Raw genomic sequence first — 21,857 nt, forward strand, 5'->3', positions numbered from 1 at the left:
CAGGACGTGACCCCGCACGCGGCCGGGCGGGGCCTCGTCACAGCGCGTCCGCACCGCGGTGCACAGCAAGGGACGCACCCCGGAACCGACCGCACGGCCGCTCCGCGTCCTCACCGAGGCGGTCGTCGCGCGGTCGGTGCGGTGCGGGAGGGAGCCAGGGCCCAGCGGATGGCCCGGGTGAGGGCGTGGCCGGTGAGACGGACGGCGGTCTCCGTGGCGGGGCCCGGGTTCGGCAGGCCCAGGGAGCTGCGGGCCCACGGGGGCAGCGCGGCGACCGCGTTCGCGGCCAGCAGGGCGTAGGGCCCCTTGGCCACGAGCGGCAGGGGCGGATGGAGCAGGATGAACCGCGCCGCCTCGCGGGCTTCCGTGGTGCCGCGCAGTTCGGGGCGGTAGGCGTCGATCCGGTCTGCCAGCTCACGCCGGTCGCGCGGTGGATCGAGTACGCCGAGGGCCGATGCCACGCGTGCCATGTCGGCGATGTACGCGTCGCAGCCTGCGCCGTCGAGGGGGTGGGCGCCGAAGCGCTGGTGGGCCCCGAGGAAGCTGTCGACCTCGGCCACGTGGACCCAGCCCAGAAGGTGCGGGTCGGCCGCGTGGTAGGGCCGGCCGTCGGCCGTCGTGCCCCGTGTGCGCTCGTGAACCGCGCGGACGCGGTCCACGGCGGCCTGCGCGTCGTCCGCGGTGCCGAACGTGGTCACGGCGAGGAAGGTGCTCGTGCGCTGCAGGCGTCCCCACGGGTCGCCGCGGTATCCGGAATGCGCGTCCACGGCGGCCATCGCGAGGGGGTGCAGGGACTGCAGGAGGAGGGCGCGCAGCCCGCCGATGAACATGGACGCGTCGCCCTGCACGGTACGGATGGGCCGCTCGGGCCCGAACCACCGTGGTCCCGGTGTGTGGTGGATACGCTCCCTGGTGGCAGGGCCGACCGGGCCTGCGACGCGGCGGAAGATCCCGGCTCCCACCCGCTTCCGCAGGTCCCCGAGGACAGGCGCGGACCCGTTCATGGCCCAAGTATCGACCCGGGCGGGCGGGGGTGTCACCACGCGTGGCGAGCCGGGCCGCCGGAGCCCCGCACCGGGCACCCGCCGGCGCGATTCGGGTGCAGCGGCGTCGTCGTGCGCGTAGGCGCAGAGTGAGGGGGAACCCGCCCGTGGTACCGACCGAAAACGCATCCGAGGAACAGGAGGGCGTATGGGCACCTGGCCACTCACCTCTCAGGGCTGGGCCAGAGAAGGACCCGGACGGCGGACGTCAGGAGCTGCCGGTGAAGGGAAGTCGGTCGACGTGACCACGAACGAGCGGCAGGGCGAGCAGCGAATCGGTGTCAGGGTGCACGAGGACGTCGCCTTCGTGTTCAAGGGCCTGGCGGCACGCAGAGCGGCGCCGGAGTTCTCCTCCGGCGCCGCGGCGGCCTACGAGTGGGCGATGGGACATGCGGAGCGGTCACCCGTCACGGGCGCGGGCGCCGACGGCATTCCCGGCCTGCGGCTGCTGACCGCCGAGGTGGACGCGGCGGTGGTCCAGCTGGACGACCCCACTCTGCAGGCCGGGAAGCGCGACTACGTCCGCGGAGTGCACGACGCACTCGCCTGGGTCTGCGGATACAGCGACCACGTGGCGTGAGCCGGACCGTCCGTCGAGTCCCGGCCCGCCGCCACGAAGGCCGTCAGCTCAGCGGTCGGAGTAGCTGAAGTCCCCCACCGTCCAGGCGCTCACGTCCTTGATGGCGATGCGGTACATGCCGCCGGTCTCGGGAATCCCCACACTGCCCTGGAGGATTCTCGCGACATGGAAGTGCAGGTACGAGGGGGCCTCACCGTGCCGGTCGCGCCAGACTCCGGCCCGCGTGAACACGGGGGAGAAGGCACCCAGTTGGTCCGAGTCCTTCAGTACTTCGGCCACTCGCTCCCGCCAGACGGCCTCCGGAGCCAGCCGTCCTGTGATGACGGCGCCGGGGATCACGACGGTGAGGGACATCTGATTGGAGTGCTCGGACTCCACCATGGCGGCGATGTCGACGAGCAGGTCATCAGGGTTCGACATGAGCGCCGATTCTACATGTGCCGCCTTTCCGGAGCCGTTCCTCCACCGGTCTTGTGAACGGCGCCGCCGGAACCGGCGAAGCGGCCGCCCATCCGCATGACCTTCGCCGGAACACCCCCGGCGGGTCGCGGGTCGACGGCCGAGCTCCTGGCCGGCTTCGGAGCCACAGCGGTGGCGCGGGACCTCTACGACCTCGCCGCGGCGTGGAGGCCCCCACGCGCTGAACGGGAGGCCCGCCGTGCTTGCTACGCTGCGTACCGCGTCCCGTGGGGGAAGTCCGGTGGGAATCCGGCGCTGACCCGCAACGGTAAGCGCGCCCGCCCGTCAGGGCAGGCCGCGCAAGCCCGATCACCCGTGGGACGGCTGGAGTTCCCGACTGCTCGCCGCGGACTGCGAGAGGGATGGCGTACGTCCTCGTCATGAGGGCCACCCCTTGATGTGTACGGACGCGGCCCGAGGCGAAGGACCGCACGCGTGTCCGTCAGCATGTCCCCGTCCGCGGCCACCGCCGCGCCGGCTCCGCCCGTCCCGCGGCGCATACCGGCCCCGCCGCTCGCCGGCACACTCGCCGCCCTCCTTCTCCTCTCACTCGTGTGCGCGGTCGGCCTCGGAGCCTCGGACCTGACGTGGGGCCAGGTGCTGCACCTGCTGCGGGCCGGGCTGACCGGCGGCACCATACGGGCCGACGAACAGTCCGCCTACGCCATCGTGTGGCACATCCGGTTGCCCCGAACCGTCCTGGCGGCGGTCGTGGGCGCCGGCCTGGCCACCGTCGGTGTGGCCGTACAGGCCATGGTGCGCAACGCGCTCGCCGACCCGTTCGTGCTCGGCATCTCCTCCGGGGCGGCAGTCGGGGCCAACGCGGTGATCCTCCTGGGGGCGTTCTCCGTACTGGGCATGTGGGCGCTGCCGGTCTCCGCGTTCGGCTCGGCGCTGGCGGCCATGGTCCTGGTGTACGCGGCGGCGCGCAGTGCACACGGCCTGACGCCGCTGCGGCTGGTGCTGACCGGTACGGCGATGAGTTACGGCTTCTCGGCCGTCACCACCCTCATGGTGTTCAGTGCCGACCGTGGCGAAGCCGCCCGGTCGGCGATGATGTGGCTGCTCGGCAGCCTGGGCGGGGCGACCTGGGGCTCGGTGCCGGTCGCGGCCGCCACCGTGCTCGCCGGGGCGGTCCATCTCGCCCTGTCGGCGGGGCGGCTCAACGCCCTTGCCATGGGGGACGAGACGGCCGCCGCACTGGGCGTGGACGCCCGACGGCTGCGCCGGGAACTGTTCGTCGTGACGGCCGCCGTCACCGGGACCGTGGTGGCGGTGAGCGGGGCGATCGGATTCGTCGGCCTGATGGTGCCGCACCTCGTACGGATGGTGGTGGGCGCCGACCACCGGCAGGTGCTCGCCGTGACACCGCTCGCGGGAGCGGTGCTGCTGGTCTGGGTGGACGTCGTCTCCCGGACGGTGCTCGCCCCGGCGGAGGTGCCGGTGGGCGTCGTCACGGCCGTCGTGGGCGTGCCCTGCTTCCTGCTGCTGATGCGCCGCCGCGGCTACGCGTTCGGGGGCCGCTGATGCGTGTCGACATCGAGGACCTGTCGGTCGACGTCGCGGGCGCCCGCCTCGTCCGGGACATCACCCTGCACGCCGCTCCCGGCCAGGTCGTCGGCCTCGTCGGGCCGAACGGCAGCGGCAAGTCGACCCTGCTGCGCTGCGTGTACCGGGCGCTGCGTCCCGCGGCCGGCACCGTGCGCCTGGACGGCGAGGACCTGCACGCCATGGACGCGCGCGCCGGCGCCCGCCGGCTCGCCGCACTGCCGCAGGAGTCGTCGGCCGAGTTCGATTTCACGGTGGCCCAGGTGGTGGAGATGGGGCGCCTGCCGCACCGGCGCGGCCCGGTCCCGGGCGGTCGCACATCCCCGGACGACGCCCGGATCTGCCGCGACGCCCTCACCAGGGTCGGCGCGGCTCACCTCGCGGAACGGTCCTTCCTGTCCCTGTCCGGCGGTGAGAGGCAGCGCGTCCTGATCGCCCGCGCGCTGGCCCAGCAGCCCCGTGTGCTCGTGCTCGACGAGCCGACCAACCACCTCGACATCGCCCAGCAGTTGGACGTCCTGTCGCTGGTGCGGGCCTGCGGGTCTTCCTGGACCGAGTCCGGGGGCGGACCGACCGTACTGACCGCCCTGCACGACCTGAACCTGGCGGCGGGCCACTGCGATGTGCTGTATGTGATCGCGCACGGCCGCATCGTCGCCTCCGGACCGCCGGACGACGTCCTGGCTCCCGAGCTGCTGGCCGACGTCTTCGGGGTGCGCGCACACCGCGTACGGCATCCGGTGACGGACGCCGTGCAACTGCTGTTCGACCGCATCGCCCGCCCCGACGACCTGCCCGCTTCCTGAGCTGAGACGAACGTCCTCGGCTTCCCCGTACCCCTGCCGATGAGGAGCACCATGGTCCCCGCCCTGCGACGCGCGGCCCTCGCCACCGCGCTCACCCTGAGTCTGACGGCGTGCGGCGCGCATGTCGCACCGACGCCCCAGGCGAAGGGCAACGGCCCGGTCACCCTGACCAACTGCGGTCGCCAGGTGACGTACGACAAGGTCCCCGAACGGGTGGTCACCAACGACGTGGGCATCACCGAGATCATGCTCGCTCTCGGCCTGGAGGACCGGATGGCCGGCTTCGTCATGCCGGACGACAAGGGCGACCTGACCGGCGTTCCCTGGAAAACCGGCTACGACAAGGTGACGTGGCTCTCCAAGGACCGGATCACCAAGGAGGTCGTCCTGAACGCCCGTGCCGACCTGGTCTTCGCGGGCTGGAACTACGGCTTCGGCGAGGAGAACGGCCTGACACCGGACGCACTGCGCAAGGTCGGCATCAGCTCGTACGTCCTCACCGAGTCCTGCCGCAACGGCCGCGACAAGGCGCGGGGCATCATGCCGCCCCTGGAGGCGCTCTACACCGATCTCAGCAACCTCGGGAAGCTCTTCGGCGTGGAGGATCGGGCGCGGAAGCTCATCGCGGACTTCCGCCGGCAGATCGGCGCCACCGAGGCGAAGGCGCCCGAGGGGGCGGACCGGCCGACGGTCTTCCTCTACGACAGCGGCGAGGACAAGCCCTTCACGTCCGGCCGCTTCGCCGCGCCGGACGACATCATCACCAAGGCCGGCGGCGACCACATCATGAAGGACCTGAAGGACTCGTGGACGACGGTGGGTTGGGAAACCGTCGTCCAGCGCGACCCCGACGTCATCGTGGTCAACGACTACGGCGACACCACCGCGGAGCAGAAGAAGAACTTCCTGCTCTCCTACCCGCCGCTCGCCCAGGTGTCGGCGGTCGAGCACCGGCGCATCTTTGTGCTGGACTACGTCGACCTGGTGGAAAGCCCCCGTAATCCGGCGGCCGTCGCGGCACTCGGCGCCTACCTGCGGTCGGTGACGCCTCGCTGAGACCGGCTGTGTGCCCCCGGCCGGGCCGGCCCTGTCCCCTCGTCGTCAGGCGCCCGGGTCGAGCCGTACGCAGCACCGGTCCGGGGTGGGGGCGAGGCGGGCCGTGAGGGTCTCCTCGCCGAGCCCGTGCAGCATGCCGCGCAGCAGGTGCAGGTTCATGCCGCACACCGTCTCGGTGTGGGCGCGTGCCAGGGCGTGGAAGGGGCAGTTGGCGAGAGTGATGGCGTCGCCCTCGCGACGCGGCTCGAAGCCGTACCGCTCCAGCAGGTCGAGGACACCGGTGTTGTCGTCCTGCTCGCCCAGCTGCGTGCCCAGTTCCTCTGCCTTGCGGTGCAGCACGGTCCGTACGGGCTCGCCGGTCGCCGCGGACTCCTCCACGGCCTGGGCCAGCAGCCGTCCGGCCAGCTCGTAGCGCCGGTCCGGCAGGCTGACGGCGACCTGTTTCGCCGAGCGCCGGTAGAGCTTGGCCGGCCTGCCCGCGCCCGGTCCCGCCCGACCGCTGCGGCGCTCGTAGACCACGTCGAGCAGCGATTCGTCGGCCAGCCGGTCCAGATGGAACGCCGCGGTCTGCCGCGCGAGGCCCAGGGCCGTCGCGGCCTCGTCCCGGCTGACCGGGTCCGACTGCCGTACCACATGGTCGTACAGCCTCCTGCGGGTCGGCTCGTCGAGCGCGGCGATGGCGGAGACGTCGGCGTCGCGTGCTTCCTGCGGTGCGTCCACGTCACCAGTGTAAAACCCATCGCCATTGACTAAAGAACGAGGCCCTTCTATCGTCAATAACAGTTGTCGATAGAAGGAGGCATCATGTCATCCGCAGACACCACCCCCCGGTCCGGCACCGCCCGGCGGCGCGCGCTCACCGACCCGGGCTACCAGGCATTTCTGATCCTGCGCACCGGATTCACGGTGGCGCCGGTGCTGTTCGGGCTGGACAAGTTCGCCAACCTGCTCGTGGACTGGCCCGCCTACCTGGCGCCGTGGATCGACGACCTCGCGCCGGGCAGCGCCCAGGCCGCGATGTACGCGGTGGGGGTCATCGAGATCGTCGCAGGCGTCGTCGTCGCCCTGGCCCCGCGCTTCGGGGGCTGGCTGGTGGCCGGCTGGCTGGCGGGCATCATCGTCAACCTGCTGACCATTCCGGGCCACTACGACATCGCGCTGCGCGACTTCGGCCTGCTGCTCGGCGCGGTCGCGCTGGCAAGGCTCGCCCAGCGGTACCACGGCGACGGGCAGGGGCGCTGACGCGCCACCGCGTCCGCGGGCCCCGAAGAGGTCCCGCGGACCGGTCGCCGGTGGCTCACTCTTCGTCCTCGTCCTCCTCCTCGTACCCTTCCTCGTCCTCGTATCCCTCCTCGTCCTCGCCTTCCTCGGCTTCCTCCTCGCCGTACGCGCCCTCGGCCTCCGCGTCCTCGTCCTCGTGTGCGGCCGCTTCCTCCTCTTCCTCCACAGCCTCCTCGTGGGTCCGCACCACCTCGCCGTCACGGATCTCGCCGCGCCAGCCCTCCGGCTCCTCCTCGGTGAGAGTGACGTAGCGCTGGAAGTTCTTGAAATCGAGGCGCAGGCGCCGTCCTTGGGCGCGCCAGAGGTTGCCGGTCTTCTCGAAGAACCCGGCGGGGTAGTACTCGACGACGAGGACGATGCGCGTCAGGCTCGGGGCGAGTTCGTGGAACGTCACGCAGCCGCGGGTCGTGCCTTTGGCGCCCTCGGAGGTCCACATGATCCGGTCGTCCGGCACCTGCTCCTGGACGGTGGCCTTCCAGCCGCGGGTCGACGGGCCCACTTTGACCTTCCAGTCGCTCGTCGTCTCGTCGCCCTGGGACACGCTGCGCACACCCTTGGTGAAGCTGCTGAACTGCTCGTACTGGGTCCAGTGGTCGTACGCGGTGCGGACCGGTACGCCGACGTCCAGCGCCTCGACGATGTTCATCACCTTGGTGCTGCCCGACTTGCGGCCCTTTCCGCCGCCACCACCGGTGATGTCCTTCGCCTTTCCGACGACGTTGTCCTTGACGCTCTTGAACTTCTCGCCGACCAGGGCCTTCAGCGGGGAGTCCCCCTGGAACACGCGCAGACCCGCTCGGGGCAGAGGGCCGCCGTTCTCGGCCACGTCCAGGAGCTGGTCCGTCAGACCCGCCAGTTTGTCGCCCGCTTTGCCCGCCAGGACCTCCACCTGCGCACTGAGGTGGTCGATCAGTTCGTCACGCAACAGCTCCAGCCCCGAGGCTTCGCCGCGGCCGGTGTCGCGATCTGTGGTGGCCATGGCCCTACCTCCGTCGCGTCGCCGTCTTCTTGGCTGTCGTCTTCTTGGCGGTCGCCTTCTTCGCAGGGGCCTTCTTCGCTGCGGTCCTCTTGGCGGGCGCCCTCTTCGCCGCCGTCTTCTTCGCAGGGGCCTTCTTGGCCGCGGCCTTCTTCGCGGGGGTCTTTTTCGCCGCCGCTTTCTTCGCGGGCGCCTGCTTCTTCGCGGCCTGCCTGGCCGGCGCCGCTGTCTTCTTCCGGCCGGCCGGCGCCGCCGTCTTCTTCCTGCGGGCCGGCGTCCTCGGGCGGCCCTCCTCGGCTGCGCTCGTGCGGCGACGCTTCCGCGGCCGCTCCTCTTCTTCCTCTTCCTCTTCCTCTTCCTCGGCTTCCGGTTCCTCCGCGCCCTCCTCCTCTTCTTCTTCCTCCTCGGCTTCCGGCTCCTCCTCGCCCTCGAGCTCTTCCTCGGCTTCGGGCTGTTCCTCCTCGCGCCCCTCGATCTCTTCCTCTTCGGCTTCTTCCTCCGGTTCCACGAGCCGGAGAGTGCGTTCGTGGAGCGAGTCGGCGAGGTCGGCGAGCTTGCGGTCGGCGGACGCCGTCAAGGCCTTGCGGCCGGCGTCGAGGGCCTCGCCCCGCACCTGATCCTTCAACTGCGCGACCTGCGGGATGTCGCCGAGCTGGCGCAGTCCCTGGGTGACGAGCTGCCGAGGGTCCAGCCCGAAGCGGCGGCCCGCGAGGTAGGTCGCCACCCCGAAGGCGAGGCGTCCCTTCTTCGCCCGCCCGAGCACGTATCCACCTGCCATGGCGGCCGCGACGGCCATCTTGTTCATGTCTTTCATCGGCTGGTCCCTTCGGAGAGGCGAGAGACGGCCGGGAGCCAACAGCCCTTGCACGGGCCACGATTGAACCGAGCAGGCCCCCTGGGGCCTTCACCTGGCCGTGCGCAGGGCCGGACCGACGGCGACCGCCGGTTCACCCGCTGCTACCGGCCGGGTTTTTCGATGGGGTAAGAGACATCCCTATATGATGAAATTGTATGTTTCTGTCAGGCGTATGGCTTCCGCTCCGAGCGTCGGGGAGATCATGGCTCCTGAACAACCTGCCGAAGGCCGCTCACCCGGCGTGGTCCACGCCATGCGAGCCGCGGCCCAACAACTCCAGGAGCTGCTCGGCCGCACACCGGAGTCGGTCTCCGCGATCCAGCCCACGTCCGACGGCTGGGAGGCGCGGGTCGAGGTCCTGGAGCTGGAGCGGATCCCCGAGACCACGAGCGTGATGGCGAGTTACCGCGTCACACTGGACGAGGAGGGCAACCTGCTCGGCTACGAGAAGACCCGACGCTACACCCGAGGGCACATCGACCGGGACGGCTGAGAGCTCTCATCAGCCCGCGAAGGGAGGCACCATGACCATGGTGCCGCAAGGCGGCGGCAGCATTTCCAGAGGCGGCACGGGCAGCCTCTACGACGTTCTCGACCTCATTCTCGATCGCGGTCTCGTGATCGACGTCTTCGTCCGCGTCTCTCTGGTGGGAATCGAGATCCTCAAGATCGACGCCCGCGTCGTCGTCGCCAGCGTGGACACGTACCTGCGCTTCGCCGAGGCGTGCAACCGCCTTGATCTGGAGACCGGAAGGAAGGCACCGACCCAGCTGACCGACATCGTCGGCGACTCGGTGGAAAGCGGTGCCAAGGGCAAGTCCAAGGGTGCCCTGACCGGCGCGGTCGAAGCGGTCACCGACTCCCTGAAAGGCGTGACCGAACGTGACGAGGGCGAGGAGGAGGACGAGGAGAAGGAGCCCGTCGAAAGGCGGCGGCCCGCCCGCCGCACCACCGCCCGTCGCACGAGGAGTTCGCCGCGCGAGAGGGAATGAGCCATGGCCGTTTACATCTACTCCATCACCGGCAAGCAGCACCCGGTCCGGCTCGATGGTCTCGAGGGCGTCGGTGACCCGCCTGCCCGGCTGCGCACCGTGACCGGTGGAACGCTGTGCGCAGTGGTCAGTGACGCGCCGGACGACCTGCGTCCCAAGCGCCGCGACATCAGCGCCCACCAGCGAGTCCAGGACCGGCTGATGGAGGACGGCACGGTGCTGCCGCTTCGGTTCGGCCTTCTGGCCCCGGACGACGAAGCCGTCCGCGGCGTACTGGAGGAGCGCGCCGGGGAGTACACGGACAGGCTCAAGGCGTTGGAGGGCTGTGCCGAGTACAACCTGAAGGTGTCGCAGGACGAGGAAGCCCTGCTGCGCGAGATTCTGCTCGCGTCGGACACGGCCCGGGAACTCAACGACGAGATCCGCAGGGGCACGGCTGCCCCGGACGCGCAGGTACGCCTCGGTGAGCTGGTCGCCGGGGAGGTGCGGGCACGGCAGGAGGCACTGGCCTCGGGCGTGGTGGAGGCGCTCCGCCCGTTCGCCCGGGACCAGCAGCAGGCGCAGCCGACCGGCGAGGACTTCCTCAACATCTCCTTCCTCGTGCCGGGCGACCAGGAAGAGCTCTTCGTCACCACCGAGTTGAGCCTCGCCAATCAGATGGGAGAGGACGTCCACTTCCGGCTCAACGGCCCCTTGCCCCCCTACAGCTTCGTCTGAAGGAATCGTCATGGGAGTGTTCACCCAGCTCGCCACCCTGCCCCTCGCACCGGTTCGCGGCGTCGTGTGGGTCGTGGAGCGGGTTATGGAGGCCGCCGAGGACGAGTTCTACGACCCCGCGCCGGTGCAGCGCGAACTCGCGGAGCTGGAGCGGCAACTCCTCGCCGGTGAGATCGACGAGGAGACGTTCGACCGGCGCGAGGACGAACTGCTCGACCGGCTGGAGGAGATCAGGGCCTACCGCGACGGTCTGCGGCCGTGACAGCACACAACGAGGGAACGAGGGCCTCACGGTGAGCGATCTTCCTGCCAACCGGCTCGGCTCCTACCCGTCACGAGCGGCACCGCCCTACGGGCAGGGTTCCTCCGCCAATCTCGCCGACATCCTCGAGCGGGTGCTCGACAAGGGCATCGTGATCGCGGGGGACATCCAGATCAACCTGCTCGACATCGAGCTGTTGACCATCAAACTGCGCCTGCTCGTCGCCTCGGTGGACAAGGCGAAGGAGATGGGCATCGACTGGTGGGAGCACGACCCCTCACTGTCGTCCAGGGCCAGGTCCGACACCTCCCTGCCGTCCGGCAGAAGGAGTGAGAGGGCCCTCGCCGAGGAGAACCGGCGACTGCGGGCCGAGATCGACGCCCTCCGCAAGGACGCGGAGCTTCCCGAGGGCGAAGGAGAACCCCGCGAGAGGCGTCGTCGGGGGAGCGGACGCGATGAGTGACCAGGTGCTCTACGCCTACGCCGTGGCGCGGGACGCCGACGGACTGGCGGATGTCGCGGGCGCACTGACGGGTGTCGCCGGCGCATCGGTGCGCCTGATGGCCTCCACCCGCGACGACCGGCTCCTGCTCGCCGTCAGCTCCGTCCCCGCGGACGACTTCCACGAGGCGGCCCTGAAGCGGCACCTGGAGGACCTGGACTGGCTGGAGGCGGTCGCCCGCGCTCACCACGTCGTCATCGACGCACTGGCCGCTCGCACCACGGTCCTGCCCATGCGCCTGGCGACCGTGTACCTCGACGACGACGGCGCGCGCAGGGCCCTGGACAGCGGGGCCGGCACCTTCGGCGAGCGGCTGGAACGACTGGCCGGGCACCTCGAGTGGGGCGTCAAGATCTATGCCGACCCCGCCGCGGCCTCCGCCGCCCCCGCCCCCGGCGAGGCGGCGGACCTCAGTCCCGGGCGCGCGTACCTGCGGCAGCGCAGGGCGCAGCAGGGCGTCCGGGACGACGTGTACCGGGCCGCCGGCGTGGCGGCCGAACGGGTCGAAGCGGCAGGGCGCCGGCACGCGGCCGGCCGCGCTCGCCACCGTGTCCAGCAGGGTGCCCTGGCCGCTTCCGCGGACGAGAACGTCCTCAACGACGCCTACCTGGTGCACGCGGACCGAGCGCAGGCGTTCCGTGCCGAGGTGGCGCAGGCGGCCGACGGGCTCACGGGCGTGCGCGTCGAGGTGACGGGACCGTGGGCGCCCTACTCGTTCGCCACGCCCGCCGCCGGTTCCGACGACTCCACGGGCGGTGCGGCCCCATGACCGAGCCCCGGGACCTCCCAGAGCCGGAACCTCTGCACGGGCGGCAGGTCGCGCTCATCGACCTGCTCGACCGGCTGCTCAGCGGCGGGGCGGTCATCACCGGTGACGTGGTCCTGTCCGTCGCCGACATCGATCTCGTACGCGTCTCGCTGCGCGCCCTGATCGTGTCCATCGGCCCCGAGAACCCGTCGCCCTGGGCGATACCCGCCGCTTCGCGGGACAGCCATGACGTCTGAGGACCGGGACCCTGCGAGGGATCGCCTCGACGAGGTGGCGGACGCCGCGGCCCGCGCCTTCCACCTGCTCCCCGCGACACCACGCGACCTGCCGTCGGTGGGAGAGGAACCACCGGCGCGGACCCCGTCACGCCGGATCACCGCCGATCCCGACACCGTGGAACGGGACCTGGTCAGACTGGTCCTGACCCTGGTCGAGCTGCTGCGTCAGCTCATGGAGCGCCAGGCGCTGCACCGGGTGGACCAGGGGGATCTCAGCGAAGAACAGGAGGAGCGGCTCGGGGCCACCCTCATGATCCTGCACGACCGCATGACGGGTCTGTGCGCTCAGTACGGGCTGACCATGGACGATCTCAACCTGGATCTCGGGCCGCTCGGCCCGCTGCTCCCGCCCTCCGACTGACGCCGGTGCGGTCCGCGTGGCGGGGCGTGCGGGTGGTGGCGGTCATGTAGTCCTCGTAGCGATCGAGCACGAGGAGCAGACCCAGCAGCAGCAGGGGCATGAGCAGAGCGACGGCTATCACGGCGGCCTCCCCGGAGGCGAAGAAAGCGTCCTGCCTTCCGGGTAGCCCCGCTGGAGCAGGTCGAGCACGGTGCGCTGTGAGGATCGTGTGATGATGCGCGCACGATGTGAAGGGCGCCCTGCCCGGCTCCGCGCGCTGTGACGTCCTAAGCCACCACCGGCCGCCCGGTGCGGCGGGCCACCGCGTCACCCGACTTCTGGCCGGCGACGAGGGCGCGCAGGAAGCCGAGTACAGCATCGACGTCGTGGCCCTCCGCGGCCGCGGCGATGCGTGCGTGCAGGTCCGACTCGACCGAGGCGACGGCCCGGGCCGTCTCGTGGCCGGCCGGGGTGAGCGTGAGCTGGACCTGGCGGCGGTCGCTGCTGCCTTCCTCGCGGCGCACGAGTCCCGCCGTGACGAGCCGGTCGAGCAAGCGGCTCGGGTTGCTTCCGCTCTCGCACACCAGCAGGGCGCCGAGACCCGACAGGCTGAGCGGCTGCCGCTCGGCGAGCAGACGCAGGACTTCCGCCTGGGCGGGGGTGACCCCGAGCGGCCGCAGTCCGTGGGCGAGTTGGCGATTGCCCTCGCGCTGTGCGGCCAGGACGAGGAAGCGCAGTTCTTCGGCCGGCTCCATTGGTGCAGGGCTCCCGGTGTCGGTGGACGGGAGCAAAAGGTTACACGGCATTCATCTGCTGATCGGTGCGCGGAGGAAGTCGGCCGGGCAATTATGTGTCGTGCAACCTTGTGACACGACATGAAAGGTGGAGAGATGAACGAGATCCCCTACCGGAGGATCGTCGCGACGCGGTTCGGCGGACCCGAGGTGCTCGAACCCGTGGAAGCGACCCTCCCCGCACCGCCCCCGGGGTACGCGCGGCTGAAGGTGCTGGCCGTCGGAGTCGGTTTCACCGACCTCATGGCCCGCAGCGGCGACTATCTGCTCCAGCGCAAGGCGCCGTTCACACCCGGCTACGAACTCGTCGGCGAGGTAGCCGACTTCGTGCTCGACGGACCCCGGCCGCACTGGCTGCGGGAGGGAGCGCGCGTGGCGGTCGCCCTGACCAGGATGGCCGCGTACACCGAGTACATCAGCCTGCCGATGTGGCAGCTGGTGCCACTCCCGGACGGGCTGGACCCGCTCACCGCGGCAGCCGTGCCGCTGGACTGGATCACTGCGCTGAGCGTGCTGGAGACCCACGGCCGGGTCCCGGCCGGGGGCGCCGTACTGATCCACGGGGCGAGCGGGGGAGTGGGGCGGGCGCTGAGCCGGCTGGGCGAGCTGCGAGGCCTGCGGATGTACGGCACCGCGTCCGCCGCAGGCAGCGAGGAACGGCTCGCCCGGCACGGCGTGACGTTCATCGACTACCGCCGCCAGGACTTCGAGGCCGTCGTCCGCGACCGTGAACCGGGCGGTGTGCAAGCCGTGTTCGACCACATCGGCGGCGTCAATCTCACCAAGGGCCACCGCCTGCTGGCACCGGGCGGGGTGCTGGTGAGCTACGCGTTCTCCGGGCGCCCCGGTCGCATGGCCGCCGACACCGTGCGCGGCGCGATGCGCGTGAAGCTCATGAACCTGCGACCCGGACGCCGCACCGCGCTCAGCATGGTGCCGCACGAGATCGGGTCGGACCGCAACTGGTACCGAGGCAGTCTGGAGCGTCTGCTGGACATGGCGGACCGAGGTGTCATCGATCCGGAGATCGGCGCGGTCCACCCGCTGATGCAGGCCGCCGACGTCCACGCGGCCCTGGAGCGGCGAGAGATCACCGGCAAGGTGATCCTGACGGTGGACTGATCCGCTCCCGGCCCCGAGGACAACCTCCTGTGCCGCGCACCGAGTTCCTGTCGCCGTGAGGGGGCCGGCCGGTCACCGCCGTTCCGTAGAGGCCGGGGTGCTCGGTCGCCCGGACTGTCAGGTGCCGGGCAGGGCCCCCGGGCCCGTAAGGGCCGCCCTCGACCGGGCGGCCGCCGACGGTGTGGACCTCGTCGACATGAGCCTTGGCCCGACCGGCAACGGCAGCAGTGGCGTGCCCGGTCCGCTCGGCCCCGGTCCCCCGCCGCTCAGGCCCCGGCGGGCGACTGGGCCTCGACCGCGGCGAGGAAGAGGCCGGCTCGGCGGTGTGAAGCCGGACAGCCGACGGTGTGGCGGCCCCGGCTGCCGTACGGGCCCCGCAGCGCCGGTCGGAACGCGTCCCGTCAACAGGCCCTCGTGCGCCGACCGTTGAGTGACGGGCGGGCAGCGGCTTCTGTGACCGCGCAGCCCTCCTGCGCGGCCGAGGTGGCGATCGCCTCCAGGGTGCGGACGTTGCCCCGGCTGGAGACCAGCGCTGGAGGCTCACCGACGTGACTCCGGCCGACGGGAGCTGAGCTCCGATCCCCGGGGCAGGCGGGCCGCGTTCCGTCACGGCGCACGAAGTACTCTTGCGCCGTGACGATGCACCAGAGCGCCGATGTGAGCGTCGACGCGATGATCGAGGACCTGAGGACACTCGTCGAGACCGAGTCTCCCTCGCGCGATCTCGACGCCTTGAGGGCATCGGCGAAAGCCGTCGCCTCTGTCATCGAGAGCCGGCTCGGCGGGCAGGCCGTCCTCGTCGAGAGCGAGGCCGGGCCGCATGTCCACTGGTCAGCCGGAGGCGACCCCGAAGTGCTGATCCTCGGTCACCACGACACGGTGTTTCCGCTCGGAACCCTTGAACGCCTCCCGTTCACGGTGGAAAACGGCCACGCCACCGGCCCCGGGGTCTTCGACATGCTGGGCGGTGTGGTCCAGGCCGTTCACGGCCTGGCCACGCTGGCCGACCGGTCGGGCGTCGAGATCCTGGTGACGGCCGACGAAGAGGTCGGTTCACGCTCCTCTCGTGCGCTCGTCGAAGAACGAGCCCTCGCCTGCGGCGCCGTCCTCGTGCTCGAAGGCGCCGCTGACGGCGGCGCCCTGAAGACCGGCCGCAAGGGGTGCGGCACGTTCGAGGTCTCCGTCTCGGGCCGGGCCTCGCACGCGGGCCTTGAGCCCGAGGCCGGGATCAACGCCCTGATCGAGGCATCGCACCAGGTACTGGACATCGCAGCGCTCTCTCGACCCGACATCGGCACGACGGTCACCCCGACCGTCGCGTCCGCGGGAACCCAGGGCAACGTCGTTCCCGCACAGGCGACCGTCGTCGTCGACGTCCGGGTCGAGTCGGTCGACGAGAAGGAACGCGTCGAATCCGCGTTCGCGGCACTGACTCCCCATCTCGACGGGGCGGAGATCACGGTGCGGGGAGCTGTCGGCCGGCCACCGATGCCCGAGTCGGCGTCGGCCGAGCTCTTCGCGGTGGCGAAGAAGCTGCTTCCCGGCCTCGAAGGCATGGCCGTCGGCGGCGGAAGCGACGGCAACTTCACAGCCGCGCTGGGCGTGCCGACACTCGACGGCCTCGGAGCAGTCGGAGGCGGCGCCCACGCCGACCACGAGTACCTGGTGATCGAGGCCATGGCCGAGCGGGCGAACCTGGTCGCCGGACTGGTGCACGCGCTGCGGAACACAGAGGACAACGAGAGCACGCGAGCTGTGAGCGCTCGCACGAGGCCGTGAGCCGCGACCACCGGGTCAGCTGGGGTGGCCGCGGCCGGTGAGCAGCTCGCGCAGGTGGTCGACCATGCTGGCGCCGGGCGCGAGGATCTTGTTCGCAGGCGGGCTGTCGGGAGCGGACGGGTGCGGCCGGGTCGGGGCCGCCTTCTTCACCGAGCGGATCCTCTCGCCGAGTTCGTCGAGCGCGGTGGCGGGGCAGGCGTCGGCCAGCAGGGGAAAGAGGCGGTTCTCCTCGTCCTGGACGTGGGAGGCGACCGACGTCTTGAGGTGGGCGAGGAGCGTGTCGAACCGGTCGTCGACGGGCCGGCAGCTCTCCAGTTCCCTGAGCATGCGCTCGACCTCGGCGTGGTCGGCGAGCTCCTTGTCGGCCAGGTCGTCGCCGCCGTCGACGTACCGGCGCACCGCCGGGTAGAGGTACTCCTCCTCGGCGACCGAGTGCCGCACCAGCTCCAAGGTGAGCCGGTCGGCCAGCTCCCGTCGCTTGGGGTCGGCTGTCGGCAGCCCATTCATCTTCTCGAACAGGGCATCGACCTCGCGGTGGTCCGCGGTCAATTCCTCGATGACGTTTCCACCGTGTCCCATGACGCCTCCCTGTCCTTGTGACGGGCACCGGCCGCACCGGTTCGGGACGAAGCGGTGACGTTGTCCGCGGCGACGCGCGGCGAGCCGAGCCCACACAACCGTTACCCCGCCGCCCACGGTCGGCGGAGAGCCCATTCGGGTCACATTCCGTGCCGGTGCACCGGTGGGCGGGCGACCTCACCCCTGAGGTCCGGCTGAACGGCGGCGGTCCCCGCGTCCCGGTACCGCTCGCTGCGGCCGATCGGTGTGGGCGCATCCGGAATCGTCCGGGATAAGAACTTGAAACGCTAACAAGCGACTCGTCGTTTCTGTAGGCTTCTGCCGCTCATCACACTATTGAGGGGGGACCTCACGTGCGCATCCATGCCGTCATCGCCGCAGCCGTCACGGCCGGAACGCTCGCCGCTCTGACCGCGAGCCCGGCCCAGGCCGCCGAATACTCCTCCGCGCTCAAGCTCCGCGGCGTCCAGTACGACGCACCGGGCAGAGACTCCAACAGCTGCTCGACCGGCAACACCCACGAGGAGTACCTGACCATCAAGAACTACTCGTCGTCGGCGACGGTCAACCTCCGGGGCTACTACGTCAAGGACGCTGCCGGCAACCGCTTCACCTTCACCGCCAACCACTACCTGCAGCCCGGTGACTACGTGAAGCTCCGCGGCGGCAACGGCACGGACTCCGACGCCGGCAACGTCGTCTACCGCGACAACTGCAACTTCATATGGAACAACGACCGGGACACGATCTACTTCTACAAGCCGTCGGGCAGCCGCGCCGACGTGCACTCCTACACCAAGAGCGTGAACGACCGCGACGGCAACGGCTACGTCACGTTCCACTGAACCGTGACGGCTGCCGCGAGCCGTCCGCTCGCGGGGCTCCCATGTTGTGGCGAGCTCTTCCACGGCCCCGGCGGGAGACATATTGACGGCTTTGCCGCCACAGGAGGTCAACAGCAGGTGTGCGCAGAGTCGTTGAGGCCACTTCCCTTCGGCCGGGAAGCCGGTGCGAGGCAGTGCCTGACGGCACGCCGGCCTCGTAAGGTTCCACACGACCAACGGACTACGTAAGGGTGCTCGTGCGCAGACTCGTCTATTACATCGCCTCCACCATCGACGGTTTCATCGCGGGACCGGACGGTGCCGACCCCACCGGACCGGACGGCTTCTGGCCGATCCCCGAGGACTACGTGCAGCACCTCGTCGCCGAGTACCCGGAGACCCTCCCCGGCCCGGCCCGGGCCGCGTTGTCGGTCACGGCGGGCGGCACACATTTCGACACCGTTCTCGAAGGGCGCCGCTCCTACGAGATCGGTCTCCACGCCGGCGTCACCGACGCCTACCCGCACCTGCGGCACCTGGTGTTCTCCCGCACCCTGACGGAGAGCCCGGACCCCGCCGTGGAACTCGTCGCCGGGGATCCGGTCGCCAAGGTACGGGAGCTGAAGCAGCAGGACGGCAAGGACATCTGGCTGCTCGGCGGTGGCGAACTGGCCGGCGCGCTCTACTCCGAGATCGACGGGCTGATCGTCAAACTGGGCCCGCTGACCATCGGCACCGGGATACCGCTCTTCTCCCACAAGGCCGGTTTCGACCCCCGCGGTTGGGAACTGACGGGCCACACCGCCCTGAAGAGCGGGGCGGTCTTCCTCACCTACGCCCGGAAGTCCTTGGCGTAAGACCCCTGACGAAGTGAGGGAGACATCCCTCCGGCCCTGAGCCGCTGGCATGCCCGGCGGCTCAGGGCCGTGGTGCTCTCTCGCCGTGCACGGCGGTGTACTCGGTCGCGAGCCAAGGCCCCAGGTCGTCCATGAGCCACGCCTCCCGGCACAGAATTCCCCGCGTCCGACAGCGCACACACAGTCAGGCGACCGCAGCCGGCTCCCCGCTCGGAGCGCCGGGTCGGCCGTCGCGTCGCCGCCGCGCGGACGAGGCGGTCCGCCGTCCCTAGGACGTCGGCGACGGCGACGGCCGGCTCGCCACGACCGGAATGTTGAACACGTTGTCCGGGGTGACGATGCGGGTGATCGCCTCGCCGAAGAGGGTGCTGGGCTCCGTGTTGTCGTGCAGGACGTCCGTGTTGAGCAGCACGACCAGCGTGGCCTGCGACTCGGGGAAGTAGATGGTGAGGGACTCGTAGCCGGGCAGGGAGCCGTTGTGGCCGATCCAGCCCTGGATGTCGAAAATCCCCAACCCGTAGCCGGCGCCCGGAATTTCCGTGGGCTCCGTCTTGAGGCGCTGTTCCTGCGTCTCGCGGGACAACAGGGTGCCAGTGGCCAGAGTGCGCGCCCACCTGCGCAGGTCCCGCAGGTCGGAGACCATCGCTCCGGCCGCCCAGGCCCAGGAGGGATTCCAGTCCACGGTGTCCTCGATCTTTCCCGAGGCCGTCTGGTTGGTGTAGCCGTGGGCGTGCGGGCTGGGGAACTCGGCGCCGGTGGGGAAAACGGTGTGGCGCAGCCCGGCCGGCTTCACGACCCGCTGGTCGACGAACTCGTTCAGCGGCATGCCACCGGCCTTCTCCACCACCAGGCCGACCAGGATCAGGTTGGTGTTGCTGTACTCGAACTCCTCACCGGGCTGGAACTGCACCGGGTGTTTGAAGGCGTAGTCCAGCAACTGCTGGGGGGTGAAGGGCTTCTTCGGATCCGACTCCAGTGCTTTGACGAAGTCCTCGTCCATGGAGTAGTTGAACAGACCGCTGCGCATGTTCGCCAGGTTGCGCAGGGTGATCTTGTCTCCGTTGGGAACTCCCTTGATGTACTTGTCGATCGGATCGTCCAGACCCACCTTGCCCTCGTCGACCAGTTCGAGCAGTGCGGTCACGGTGAAGGTCTTGGTCTCGCTGCCGATACGCATGTACAGATTCGGCTCCATGGGGGCGCCGGTGGCCTTGTCGGCGACGCCGAAGGTCCGGACGTAGCTCCCTTTGCCTGGCGCCGACAGACTGACCATCACGCCGGGCACGTTCGCCTCGCGCATGACCTGCCGGACGGCGGTGTCCAGACGCGCGGCGACGGCCGGGCCGAGCTCGGGGAAGTCGTTGTCGCCGGAGACCGACGCGGAGACGGACGGCCCCAGCGCCGGTGCGACGCCGTACACGTTTCCTGTGGACAGCGGCACCGTCAGCATCGCGGCCGCGGCCACGGTCACGCATGCCCTGCGCCAGCGCATCTGCGAATACCTCACGGGCAGACCTCCTGCCGGGCGAGGACGTCCGGACGAGGACGTCCTGATCGAGGACATCACTCCTCCTCCACGCTAGGCCCGGCGGGTCGGCCCCGCATGGTGGCACTCGGGTTGCGGGCCTCGCCGAACCGTGCGCGCCCGGCCGGTGGGCCGGGCGTGGGCACAAGTAGCCGGACGCCGCCGGCCGGGTGACCATGGACGGGGCGCAGCCGTGACGTCAGGCGGTGCAGGGGGTCTTCGACGGGAGAGACCAGTGGGGCACACCGACGTGTTGGTGGTCGGCGCCGGGCCGGTCGGGCTCACCGCCGCCGTGGAGTTGCGGCGGCGCGGCGTCTCCTGCCGCATCATCGACAAACTGCCGGCGAGGCTGCCGTACGCGAAGGCCGTTGGGATCCAGCCGAGGACCCTGGAGATCTGGGACCGGATGGGTCTGGCACGCGCCGCCGCGGACGTCGCCGTGCCGATGCGAGGGCAGTTGACGTATGTCGACGGCGCGGAACACCTGCGCTTCGACATGAAGCTGCCGCCGGAGGTGCCGTACGGCTTCGCCGCGCTCCCTCAGTACGAGACCGAGCGGCTCCTCGAGGAGCACCTCGCGCGCTGGGACACGCGGATCGAACGCGGTGTGGAGCTGGTCTCGTTCGAGCAGGACGCGGACGGGGTGTGGAACCGGATCGTCACACCGTCCGGCGGCGAGGAGGAGGTCAGGTCCCGCTTCCTCGTCGGATGCGACGGCGCGCACAGCATCGTGCGCAAGGCGCTCGGGCTCTCGTTCGAAGGCGGTGCGTTCCCCGAGGAGTTCATGCTGGCCGACGTGGAGGTCGACTGGAGTCTGCCGCCGGGTTACGGGGTGCGTTCGACGCACCGGAGGCAGGACGCGCCGGACGACGTCCTCGTGTGCATCCCGTTGCCTGGCCGCTCGCGCTACCGCATGTCCATGCTCGTACCTCCCGAGCTGTCCACGGCCGGACGGACCGCCGACGACGGTGTCGCACACGGTCTGGAGGGCGACCGGCCCCCGGGGCTCGAACACGTCCAGGCCGTTCTCGACCGGCTCGCACCCGAGCCGACGACCGCGGCGGCGCTGCGCTGGTCGTCCGTCTTCCGTATCAGTCACCGACTGGTGAACCGCTACGGCGCCGGCCGGGTCTTCGTGGCCGGCGACGCCGCGCACATCCATCCGCCGACCGGCGCGCAGGGCATGAACACCGGCATCCAGGACGCCGTCAATCTGGCCTGGAAGCTGGCACTCGCCGTGGCGGGCACCGCGCATCCTCGGTTGCTCGACAGCTACGACGCCGAACGCAGGCCCGTGGGCGAGGAGGTGGTGGGCCGCACGGTGCGTCATGCGACAGCGGGCGGCGTGCAGGCCGATCCGGAGGACCCGGCGACGCTGATGCTGCGCGAGGCCCAACTGCTGGTCGCCTACCGGGGCAGTCCGATCGTCGGCCCGAGGGCAGCCGGCCTCCACGGACCCGGCTCCGGTGACCGGGCACCGGACTGCGGTGGCCTCGTCGGCACCGTCGCGAGGTTTCCGGAGCGGCTGTTCGACGTCCTGCGCGACCACGAGGGCCACACACTGCTGCTGTACGCCGAGGACACGGGGTCCTTCGGGCCGCTTGCCGGACTGGTGGTGGAGACACAACGCCGCACGCACGGCCAGGTGCGGTGCTGTGCCGTTCTGGGGGCCGACGCCCGGCCGGACGGCCTCTTGGGCCTTGCCTCCCGCCACGACAGCCGTGGGGAGTTCCGCCGCCTCTACGCTGCACGGGGCCCCACCGCATTCCTGATCCGGCCGGACGGCTATCTGGGCCTGCGCCTGACCGCGGGGGACGGACAGAGGCTGGCCGCGTACTTGTCCGGCGTGTTCGGGGCACCGCGCCGGCCCTCTCTTTCGGATCCTGCCGGGGGATGAGGGGAAGACGGTCCG

Annotated in this window: 26 protein-coding genes and 1 riboswitch; of the genes, 18 read left to right on the forward strand and 8 right to left on the reverse strand. The window is 70.6% G+C overall.

Features of this window, described 5'->3' with window-relative positions; translation table 11 throughout:
- Positions 1-110: 110 nt before the first annotated feature.
- Complete coding sequence (locus HW130_RS13310; RefSeq protein WP_177149750.1) at positions 111-1,004, reverse strand: oxygenase MpaB family protein; 894 nt, start codon at positions 1,002-1,004, stop codon at positions 111-113.
- 280 nt (positions 1,005-1,284) lie between these two features.
- On the opposite strand from HW130_RS13310, the gene HW130_RS13315 reads away from it, so the two are divergent.
- On the forward strand, positions 1,285-1,623 hold the full coding sequence (locus HW130_RS13315) for a hypothetical protein (protein ID WP_177149751.1): 339 nt from the start codon (positions 1,285-1,287) through the stop codon (positions 1,621-1,623).
- A 48-nt stretch (positions 1,624-1,671) separates the two neighbouring features.
- Here HW130_RS13315 and HW130_RS13320 read toward each other — a convergent pair whose 3' ends face one another.
- Positions 1,672-2,043, reverse strand: a complete 372-nt coding sequence (locus HW130_RS13320; protein ID WP_177149752.1) for a hypothetical protein — start codon at positions 2,041-2,043, stop codon at positions 1,672-1,674.
- Positions 2,044-2,312: 269 nt separating this feature from the next.
- Positions 2,313-2,397, forward strand: a riboswitch (cobalamin riboswitch).
- 132 nt (positions 2,398-2,529) lie between these two features.
- On the opposite strand from HW130_RS13320, the gene HW130_RS13325 reads away from it, so the two are divergent.
- From HW130_RS13325 to HW130_RS13335, 3 genes are read left to right on the forward strand one after another with little or no spacing between them, the layout of a single operon-like run.
- A complete protein-coding gene (locus HW130_RS13325) occupies positions 2,530-3,609 on the forward strand; it encodes an iron ABC transporter permease (protein ID WP_177149934.1) in 1,080 nt (359 codons plus the stop codon).
- Positions 3,609-4,436 (forward strand): ABC transporter ATP-binding protein, encoded by an 828-nt coding sequence (locus HW130_RS13330; protein ID WP_177149753.1) that lies wholly within the window; start codon positions 3,609-3,611, stop codon positions 4,434-4,436. Before HW130_RS13325 ends, HW130_RS13330 begins: the two co-directional genes overlap by 1 nt.
- A gap of 51 nt (positions 4,437-4,487) precedes the next feature.
- Positions 4,488-5,492 (forward strand): ABC transporter substrate-binding protein, encoded by a 1,005-nt coding sequence (locus tag HW130_RS13335; protein WP_177149754.1) that lies wholly within the window; start codon positions 4,488-4,490, stop codon positions 5,490-5,492.
- Positions 5,493-5,537: 45 nt separating this feature from the next.
- Here the strand turns inward: HW130_RS13335 and HW130_RS13340 are convergent, their stop codons facing one another.
- Positions 5,538-6,212, reverse strand: coding sequence for a metalloregulator ArsR/SmtB family transcription factor (locus tag HW130_RS13340; RefSeq protein ID WP_177149755.1), 675 nt, complete (start codon positions 6,210-6,212; stop codon positions 5,538-5,540).
- 84 nt (positions 6,213-6,296) lie between these two features.
- Here HW130_RS13340 and HW130_RS13345 point away from each other — a divergent pair, with 84 nt between their 5' ends.
- Positions 6,297-6,734 (forward strand): hypothetical protein, encoded by a 438-nt coding sequence (locus HW130_RS13345; protein ID WP_177149756.1) that lies wholly within the window; start codon positions 6,297-6,299, stop codon positions 6,732-6,734.
- A 55-nt stretch (positions 6,735-6,789) separates the two neighbouring features.
- Here HW130_RS13345 and HW130_RS13350 read toward each other — a convergent pair whose 3' ends face one another.
- Entirely contained in the window at positions 6,790-7,752 is a 963-nt protein-coding gene (locus tag HW130_RS13350; RefSeq protein WP_177149757.1) for an SRPBCC family protein, read from the reverse strand.
- Between the two features lie 4 nt (positions 7,753-7,756).
- Positions 7,757-8,563 carry a histone protein gene (locus HW130_RS13355; protein ID WP_177149758.1) on the reverse strand — a complete coding sequence of 269 codons (807 nt, stop codon included), beginning with the start codon at positions 8,561-8,563 and terminating at the stop codon, positions 7,757-7,759.
- Positions 8,564-8,807: 244 nt separating this feature from the next.
- On the opposite strand from HW130_RS13355, the gene HW130_RS13360 reads away from it, so the two are divergent.
- Genes HW130_RS13360 through HW130_RS13395 form a run of 8 tightly spaced genes read left to right on the forward strand, consistent with a single transcriptional unit; the run spans position 8,808 to position 12,486 of the window.
- Positions 8,808-9,098: a gas vesicle protein gene (locus HW130_RS13360; RefSeq protein ID WP_256356080.1), complete on the forward strand. Its 291-nt coding sequence runs from the start codon at positions 8,808-8,810 to the stop codon at positions 9,096-9,098.
- Positions 9,099-9,129: 31 nt separating this feature from the next.
- The gene (locus HW130_RS13365) at positions 9,130-9,597 is read left to right on the forward strand and encodes a gas vesicle structural protein GvpA (protein ID WP_177149760.1); all 468 of its coding nucleotides are present in this window, start codon (positions 9,130-9,132) and stop codon (positions 9,595-9,597) included.
- 3 nt (positions 9,598-9,600) lie between these two features.
- Positions 9,601-10,314, forward strand: coding sequence for a GvpL/GvpF family gas vesicle protein (locus HW130_RS13370; protein ID WP_177149761.1), 714 nt, complete (start codon positions 9,601-9,603; stop codon positions 10,312-10,314).
- Between the two features lie 10 nt (positions 10,315-10,324).
- On the forward strand, positions 10,325-10,576 hold the full coding sequence (locus HW130_RS13375; RefSeq protein WP_177149762.1) for a gas vesicle protein GvpG: 252 nt from the start codon (positions 10,325-10,327) through the stop codon (positions 10,574-10,576).
- Positions 10,577-10,607: 31 nt separating this feature from the next.
- Complete coding sequence (locus tag HW130_RS13380; RefSeq protein ID WP_177149763.1) at positions 10,608-11,039, forward strand: gas vesicle protein; 432 nt, start codon at positions 10,608-10,610, stop codon at positions 11,037-11,039.
- Positions 11,032-11,847, forward strand: a complete 816-nt coding sequence (locus HW130_RS13385; protein WP_177149764.1) for a GvpL/GvpF family gas vesicle protein — start codon at positions 11,032-11,034, stop codon at positions 11,845-11,847. Before HW130_RS13380 ends, HW130_RS13385 begins: the two co-directional genes overlap by 8 nt.
- Positions 11,844-12,083, forward strand: a complete 240-nt coding sequence (locus tag HW130_RS13390; RefSeq protein WP_177149765.1) for a gas vesicle protein — start codon at positions 11,844-11,846, stop codon at positions 12,081-12,083. The genes HW130_RS13385 and HW130_RS13390 overlap by 4 nt, the downstream gene beginning before the upstream one ends.
- Positions 12,073-12,486, forward strand: a complete 414-nt coding sequence (locus HW130_RS13395) for a gas vesicle protein K (RefSeq protein WP_177149766.1) — start codon at positions 12,073-12,075, stop codon at positions 12,484-12,486. The genes HW130_RS13390 and HW130_RS13395 overlap by 11 nt, the downstream gene beginning before the upstream one ends.
- A gap of 266 nt (positions 12,487-12,752) precedes the next feature.
- Here the strand turns inward: HW130_RS13395 and HW130_RS13400 are convergent, their stop codons facing one another.
- Positions 12,753-13,220: a MarR family winged helix-turn-helix transcriptional regulator gene (locus tag HW130_RS13400; RefSeq protein ID WP_177149767.1), complete on the reverse strand. Its 468-nt coding sequence runs from the start codon at positions 13,218-13,220 to the stop codon at positions 12,753-12,755.
- A gap of 135 nt (positions 13,221-13,355) precedes the next feature.
- On the opposite strand from HW130_RS13400, the gene HW130_RS13405 reads away from it, so the two are divergent.
- Together HW130_RS13405 and HW130_RS13410 are read left to right on the forward strand one after the other, a co-directional pair.
- Positions 13,356-14,381: a zinc-binding dehydrogenase gene (locus tag HW130_RS13405; protein WP_177149768.1), complete on the forward strand. Its 1,026-nt coding sequence runs from the start codon at positions 13,356-13,358 to the stop codon at positions 14,379-14,381.
- A 639-nt stretch (positions 14,382-15,020) separates the two neighbouring features.
- Positions 15,021-16,160 carry a M20/M25/M40 family metallo-hydrolase gene (locus HW130_RS13410; protein ID WP_177149935.1) on the forward strand — a complete coding sequence of 380 codons (1,140 nt, stop codon included), beginning with the start codon at positions 15,021-15,023 and terminating at the stop codon, positions 16,158-16,160.
- Positions 16,161-16,175: 15 nt separating this feature from the next.
- Here the strand turns inward: HW130_RS13410 and HW130_RS13415 are convergent, their stop codons facing one another.
- Positions 16,176-16,739 carry a hemerythrin domain-containing protein gene (locus HW130_RS13415; protein ID WP_177149769.1) on the reverse strand — a complete coding sequence of 188 codons (564 nt, stop codon included), beginning with the start codon at positions 16,737-16,739 and terminating at the stop codon, positions 16,176-16,178.
- Positions 16,740-17,092: 353 nt separating this feature from the next.
- Between HW130_RS13415 and HW130_RS13420 the strand changes: the two genes are divergently transcribed.
- Together HW130_RS13420 and HW130_RS13425 are read left to right on the forward strand one after the other, a co-directional pair.
- Positions 17,093-17,584 (forward strand): lamin tail domain-containing protein, encoded by a 492-nt coding sequence (locus HW130_RS13420; protein ID WP_177149770.1) that lies wholly within the window; start codon positions 17,093-17,095, stop codon positions 17,582-17,584.
- A gap of 236 nt (positions 17,585-17,820) precedes the next feature.
- Entirely contained in the window at positions 17,821-18,420 is a 600-nt protein-coding gene (locus HW130_RS13425; RefSeq protein ID WP_177149771.1) for a dihydrofolate reductase family protein, read from the forward strand.
- Between the two features lie 268 nt (positions 18,421-18,688).
- Here HW130_RS13425 and HW130_RS13430 read toward each other — a convergent pair whose 3' ends face one another.
- Positions 18,689-19,912 carry a serine hydrolase domain-containing protein gene (locus tag HW130_RS13430; RefSeq protein WP_177149936.1) on the reverse strand — a complete coding sequence of 408 codons (1,224 nt, stop codon included), beginning with the start codon at positions 19,910-19,912 and terminating at the stop codon, positions 18,689-18,691.
- 268 nt (positions 19,913-20,180) lie between these two features.
- On the opposite strand from HW130_RS13430, the gene HW130_RS13435 reads away from it, so the two are divergent.
- The gene (locus HW130_RS13435) at positions 20,181-21,842 is read left to right on the forward strand and encodes an FAD-dependent monooxygenase (protein ID WP_177149772.1); all 1,662 of its coding nucleotides are present in this window, start codon (positions 20,181-20,183) and stop codon (positions 21,840-21,842) included.
- Positions 21,843-21,857: the final 15 nt, after the last annotated feature.

This window comes from Streptomyces sp. PKU-EA00015, from assembly GCF_013387495.1.
Taxonomy (GTDB): Bacteria; Actinomycetota; Actinomycetes; order Streptomycetales; family Streptomycetaceae; genus Streptomyces.

What these genes read in the sequence shown, in the direction of transcription:
- HW130_RS13310 (WP_177149750.1), bottom strand. Translation starts at nt 1,004, where the DNA reads ATGAACGGGTCCGCGCCTGTCCTCGGGGACCTGCGGAAGCGGGTGGGA.
- HW130_RS13320 (WP_177149752.1), bottom strand. Translation starts at nt 2,043, where the DNA reads ATGTCGAACCCTGATGACCTGCTCGTCGACATCGCCGCCATGGTGGAG.
- HW130_RS13325 (WP_177149934.1), top strand. Translation starts at nt 2,530, where the DNA reads ATGTCCCCGTCCGCGGCCACCGCCGCGCCGGCTCCGCCCGTCCCGCGG.
- HW130_RS13330 (WP_177149753.1), top strand. Translation starts at nt 3,609, where the DNA reads ATGCGTGTCGACATCGAGGACCTGTCGGTCGACGTCGCGGGCGCCCGC.
- HW130_RS13335 (WP_177149754.1), top strand. Translation starts at nt 4,488, where the DNA reads ATGGTCCCCGCCCTGCGACGCGCGGCCCTCGCCACCGCGCTCACCCTG.
- HW130_RS13345 (WP_177149756.1), top strand. Translation starts at nt 6,297, where the DNA reads ATGTCATCCGCAGACACCACCCCCCGGTCCGGCACCGCCCGGCGGCGC.
- HW130_RS13350 (WP_177149757.1), bottom strand. Translation starts at nt 7,752, where the DNA reads ATGGCCACCACAGATCGCGACACCGGCCGCGGCGAAGCCTCGGGGCTG.
- HW130_RS13355 (WP_177149758.1), bottom strand. Translation starts at nt 8,563, where the DNA reads ATGAAAGACATGAACAAGATGGCCGTCGCGGCCGCCATGGCAGGTGGA.
- HW130_RS13360 (WP_256356080.1), top strand. Translation starts at nt 8,808, where the DNA reads ATGGCTCCTGAACAACCTGCCGAAGGCCGCTCACCCGGCGTGGTCCAC.
- HW130_RS13365 (WP_177149760.1), top strand. Translation starts at nt 9,130, where the DNA reads ATGACCATGGTGCCGCAAGGCGGCGGCAGCATTTCCAGAGGCGGCACG.
- HW130_RS13370 (WP_177149761.1), top strand. Translation starts at nt 9,601, where the DNA reads ATGGCCGTTTACATCTACTCCATCACCGGCAAGCAGCACCCGGTCCGG.
- HW130_RS13375 (WP_177149762.1), top strand. Translation starts at nt 10,325, where the DNA reads ATGGGAGTGTTCACCCAGCTCGCCACCCTGCCCCTCGCACCGGTTCGC.
- HW130_RS13385 (WP_177149764.1), top strand. Translation starts at nt 11,032, where the DNA reads ATGAGTGACCAGGTGCTCTACGCCTACGCCGTGGCGCGGGACGCCGAC.
- HW130_RS13390 (WP_177149765.1), top strand. Translation starts at nt 11,844, where the DNA reads ATGACCGAGCCCCGGGACCTCCCAGAGCCGGAACCTCTGCACGGGCGG.
- HW130_RS13395 (WP_177149766.1), top strand. Translation starts at nt 12,073, where the DNA reads ATGACGTCTGAGGACCGGGACCCTGCGAGGGATCGCCTCGACGAGGTG.
- HW130_RS13400 (WP_177149767.1), bottom strand. Translation starts at nt 13,220, where the DNA reads ATGGAGCCGGCCGAAGAACTGCGCTTCCTCGTCCTGGCCGCACAGCGC.
- HW130_RS13405 (WP_177149768.1), top strand. Translation starts at nt 13,356, where the DNA reads ATGAACGAGATCCCCTACCGGAGGATCGTCGCGACGCGGTTCGGCGGA.
- HW130_RS13410 (WP_177149935.1), top strand. Translation starts at nt 15,021, where the DNA reads ATGCACCAGAGCGCCGATGTGAGCGTCGACGCGATGATCGAGGACCTG.
- HW130_RS13415 (WP_177149769.1), bottom strand. Translation starts at nt 16,739, where the DNA reads ATGGGACACGGTGGAAACGTCATCGAGGAATTGACCGCGGACCACCGC.
- HW130_RS13430 (WP_177149936.1), bottom strand. Translation starts at nt 19,912, where the DNA reads ATGCGCTGGCGCAGGGCATGCGTGACCGTGGCCGCGGCCGCGATGCTG.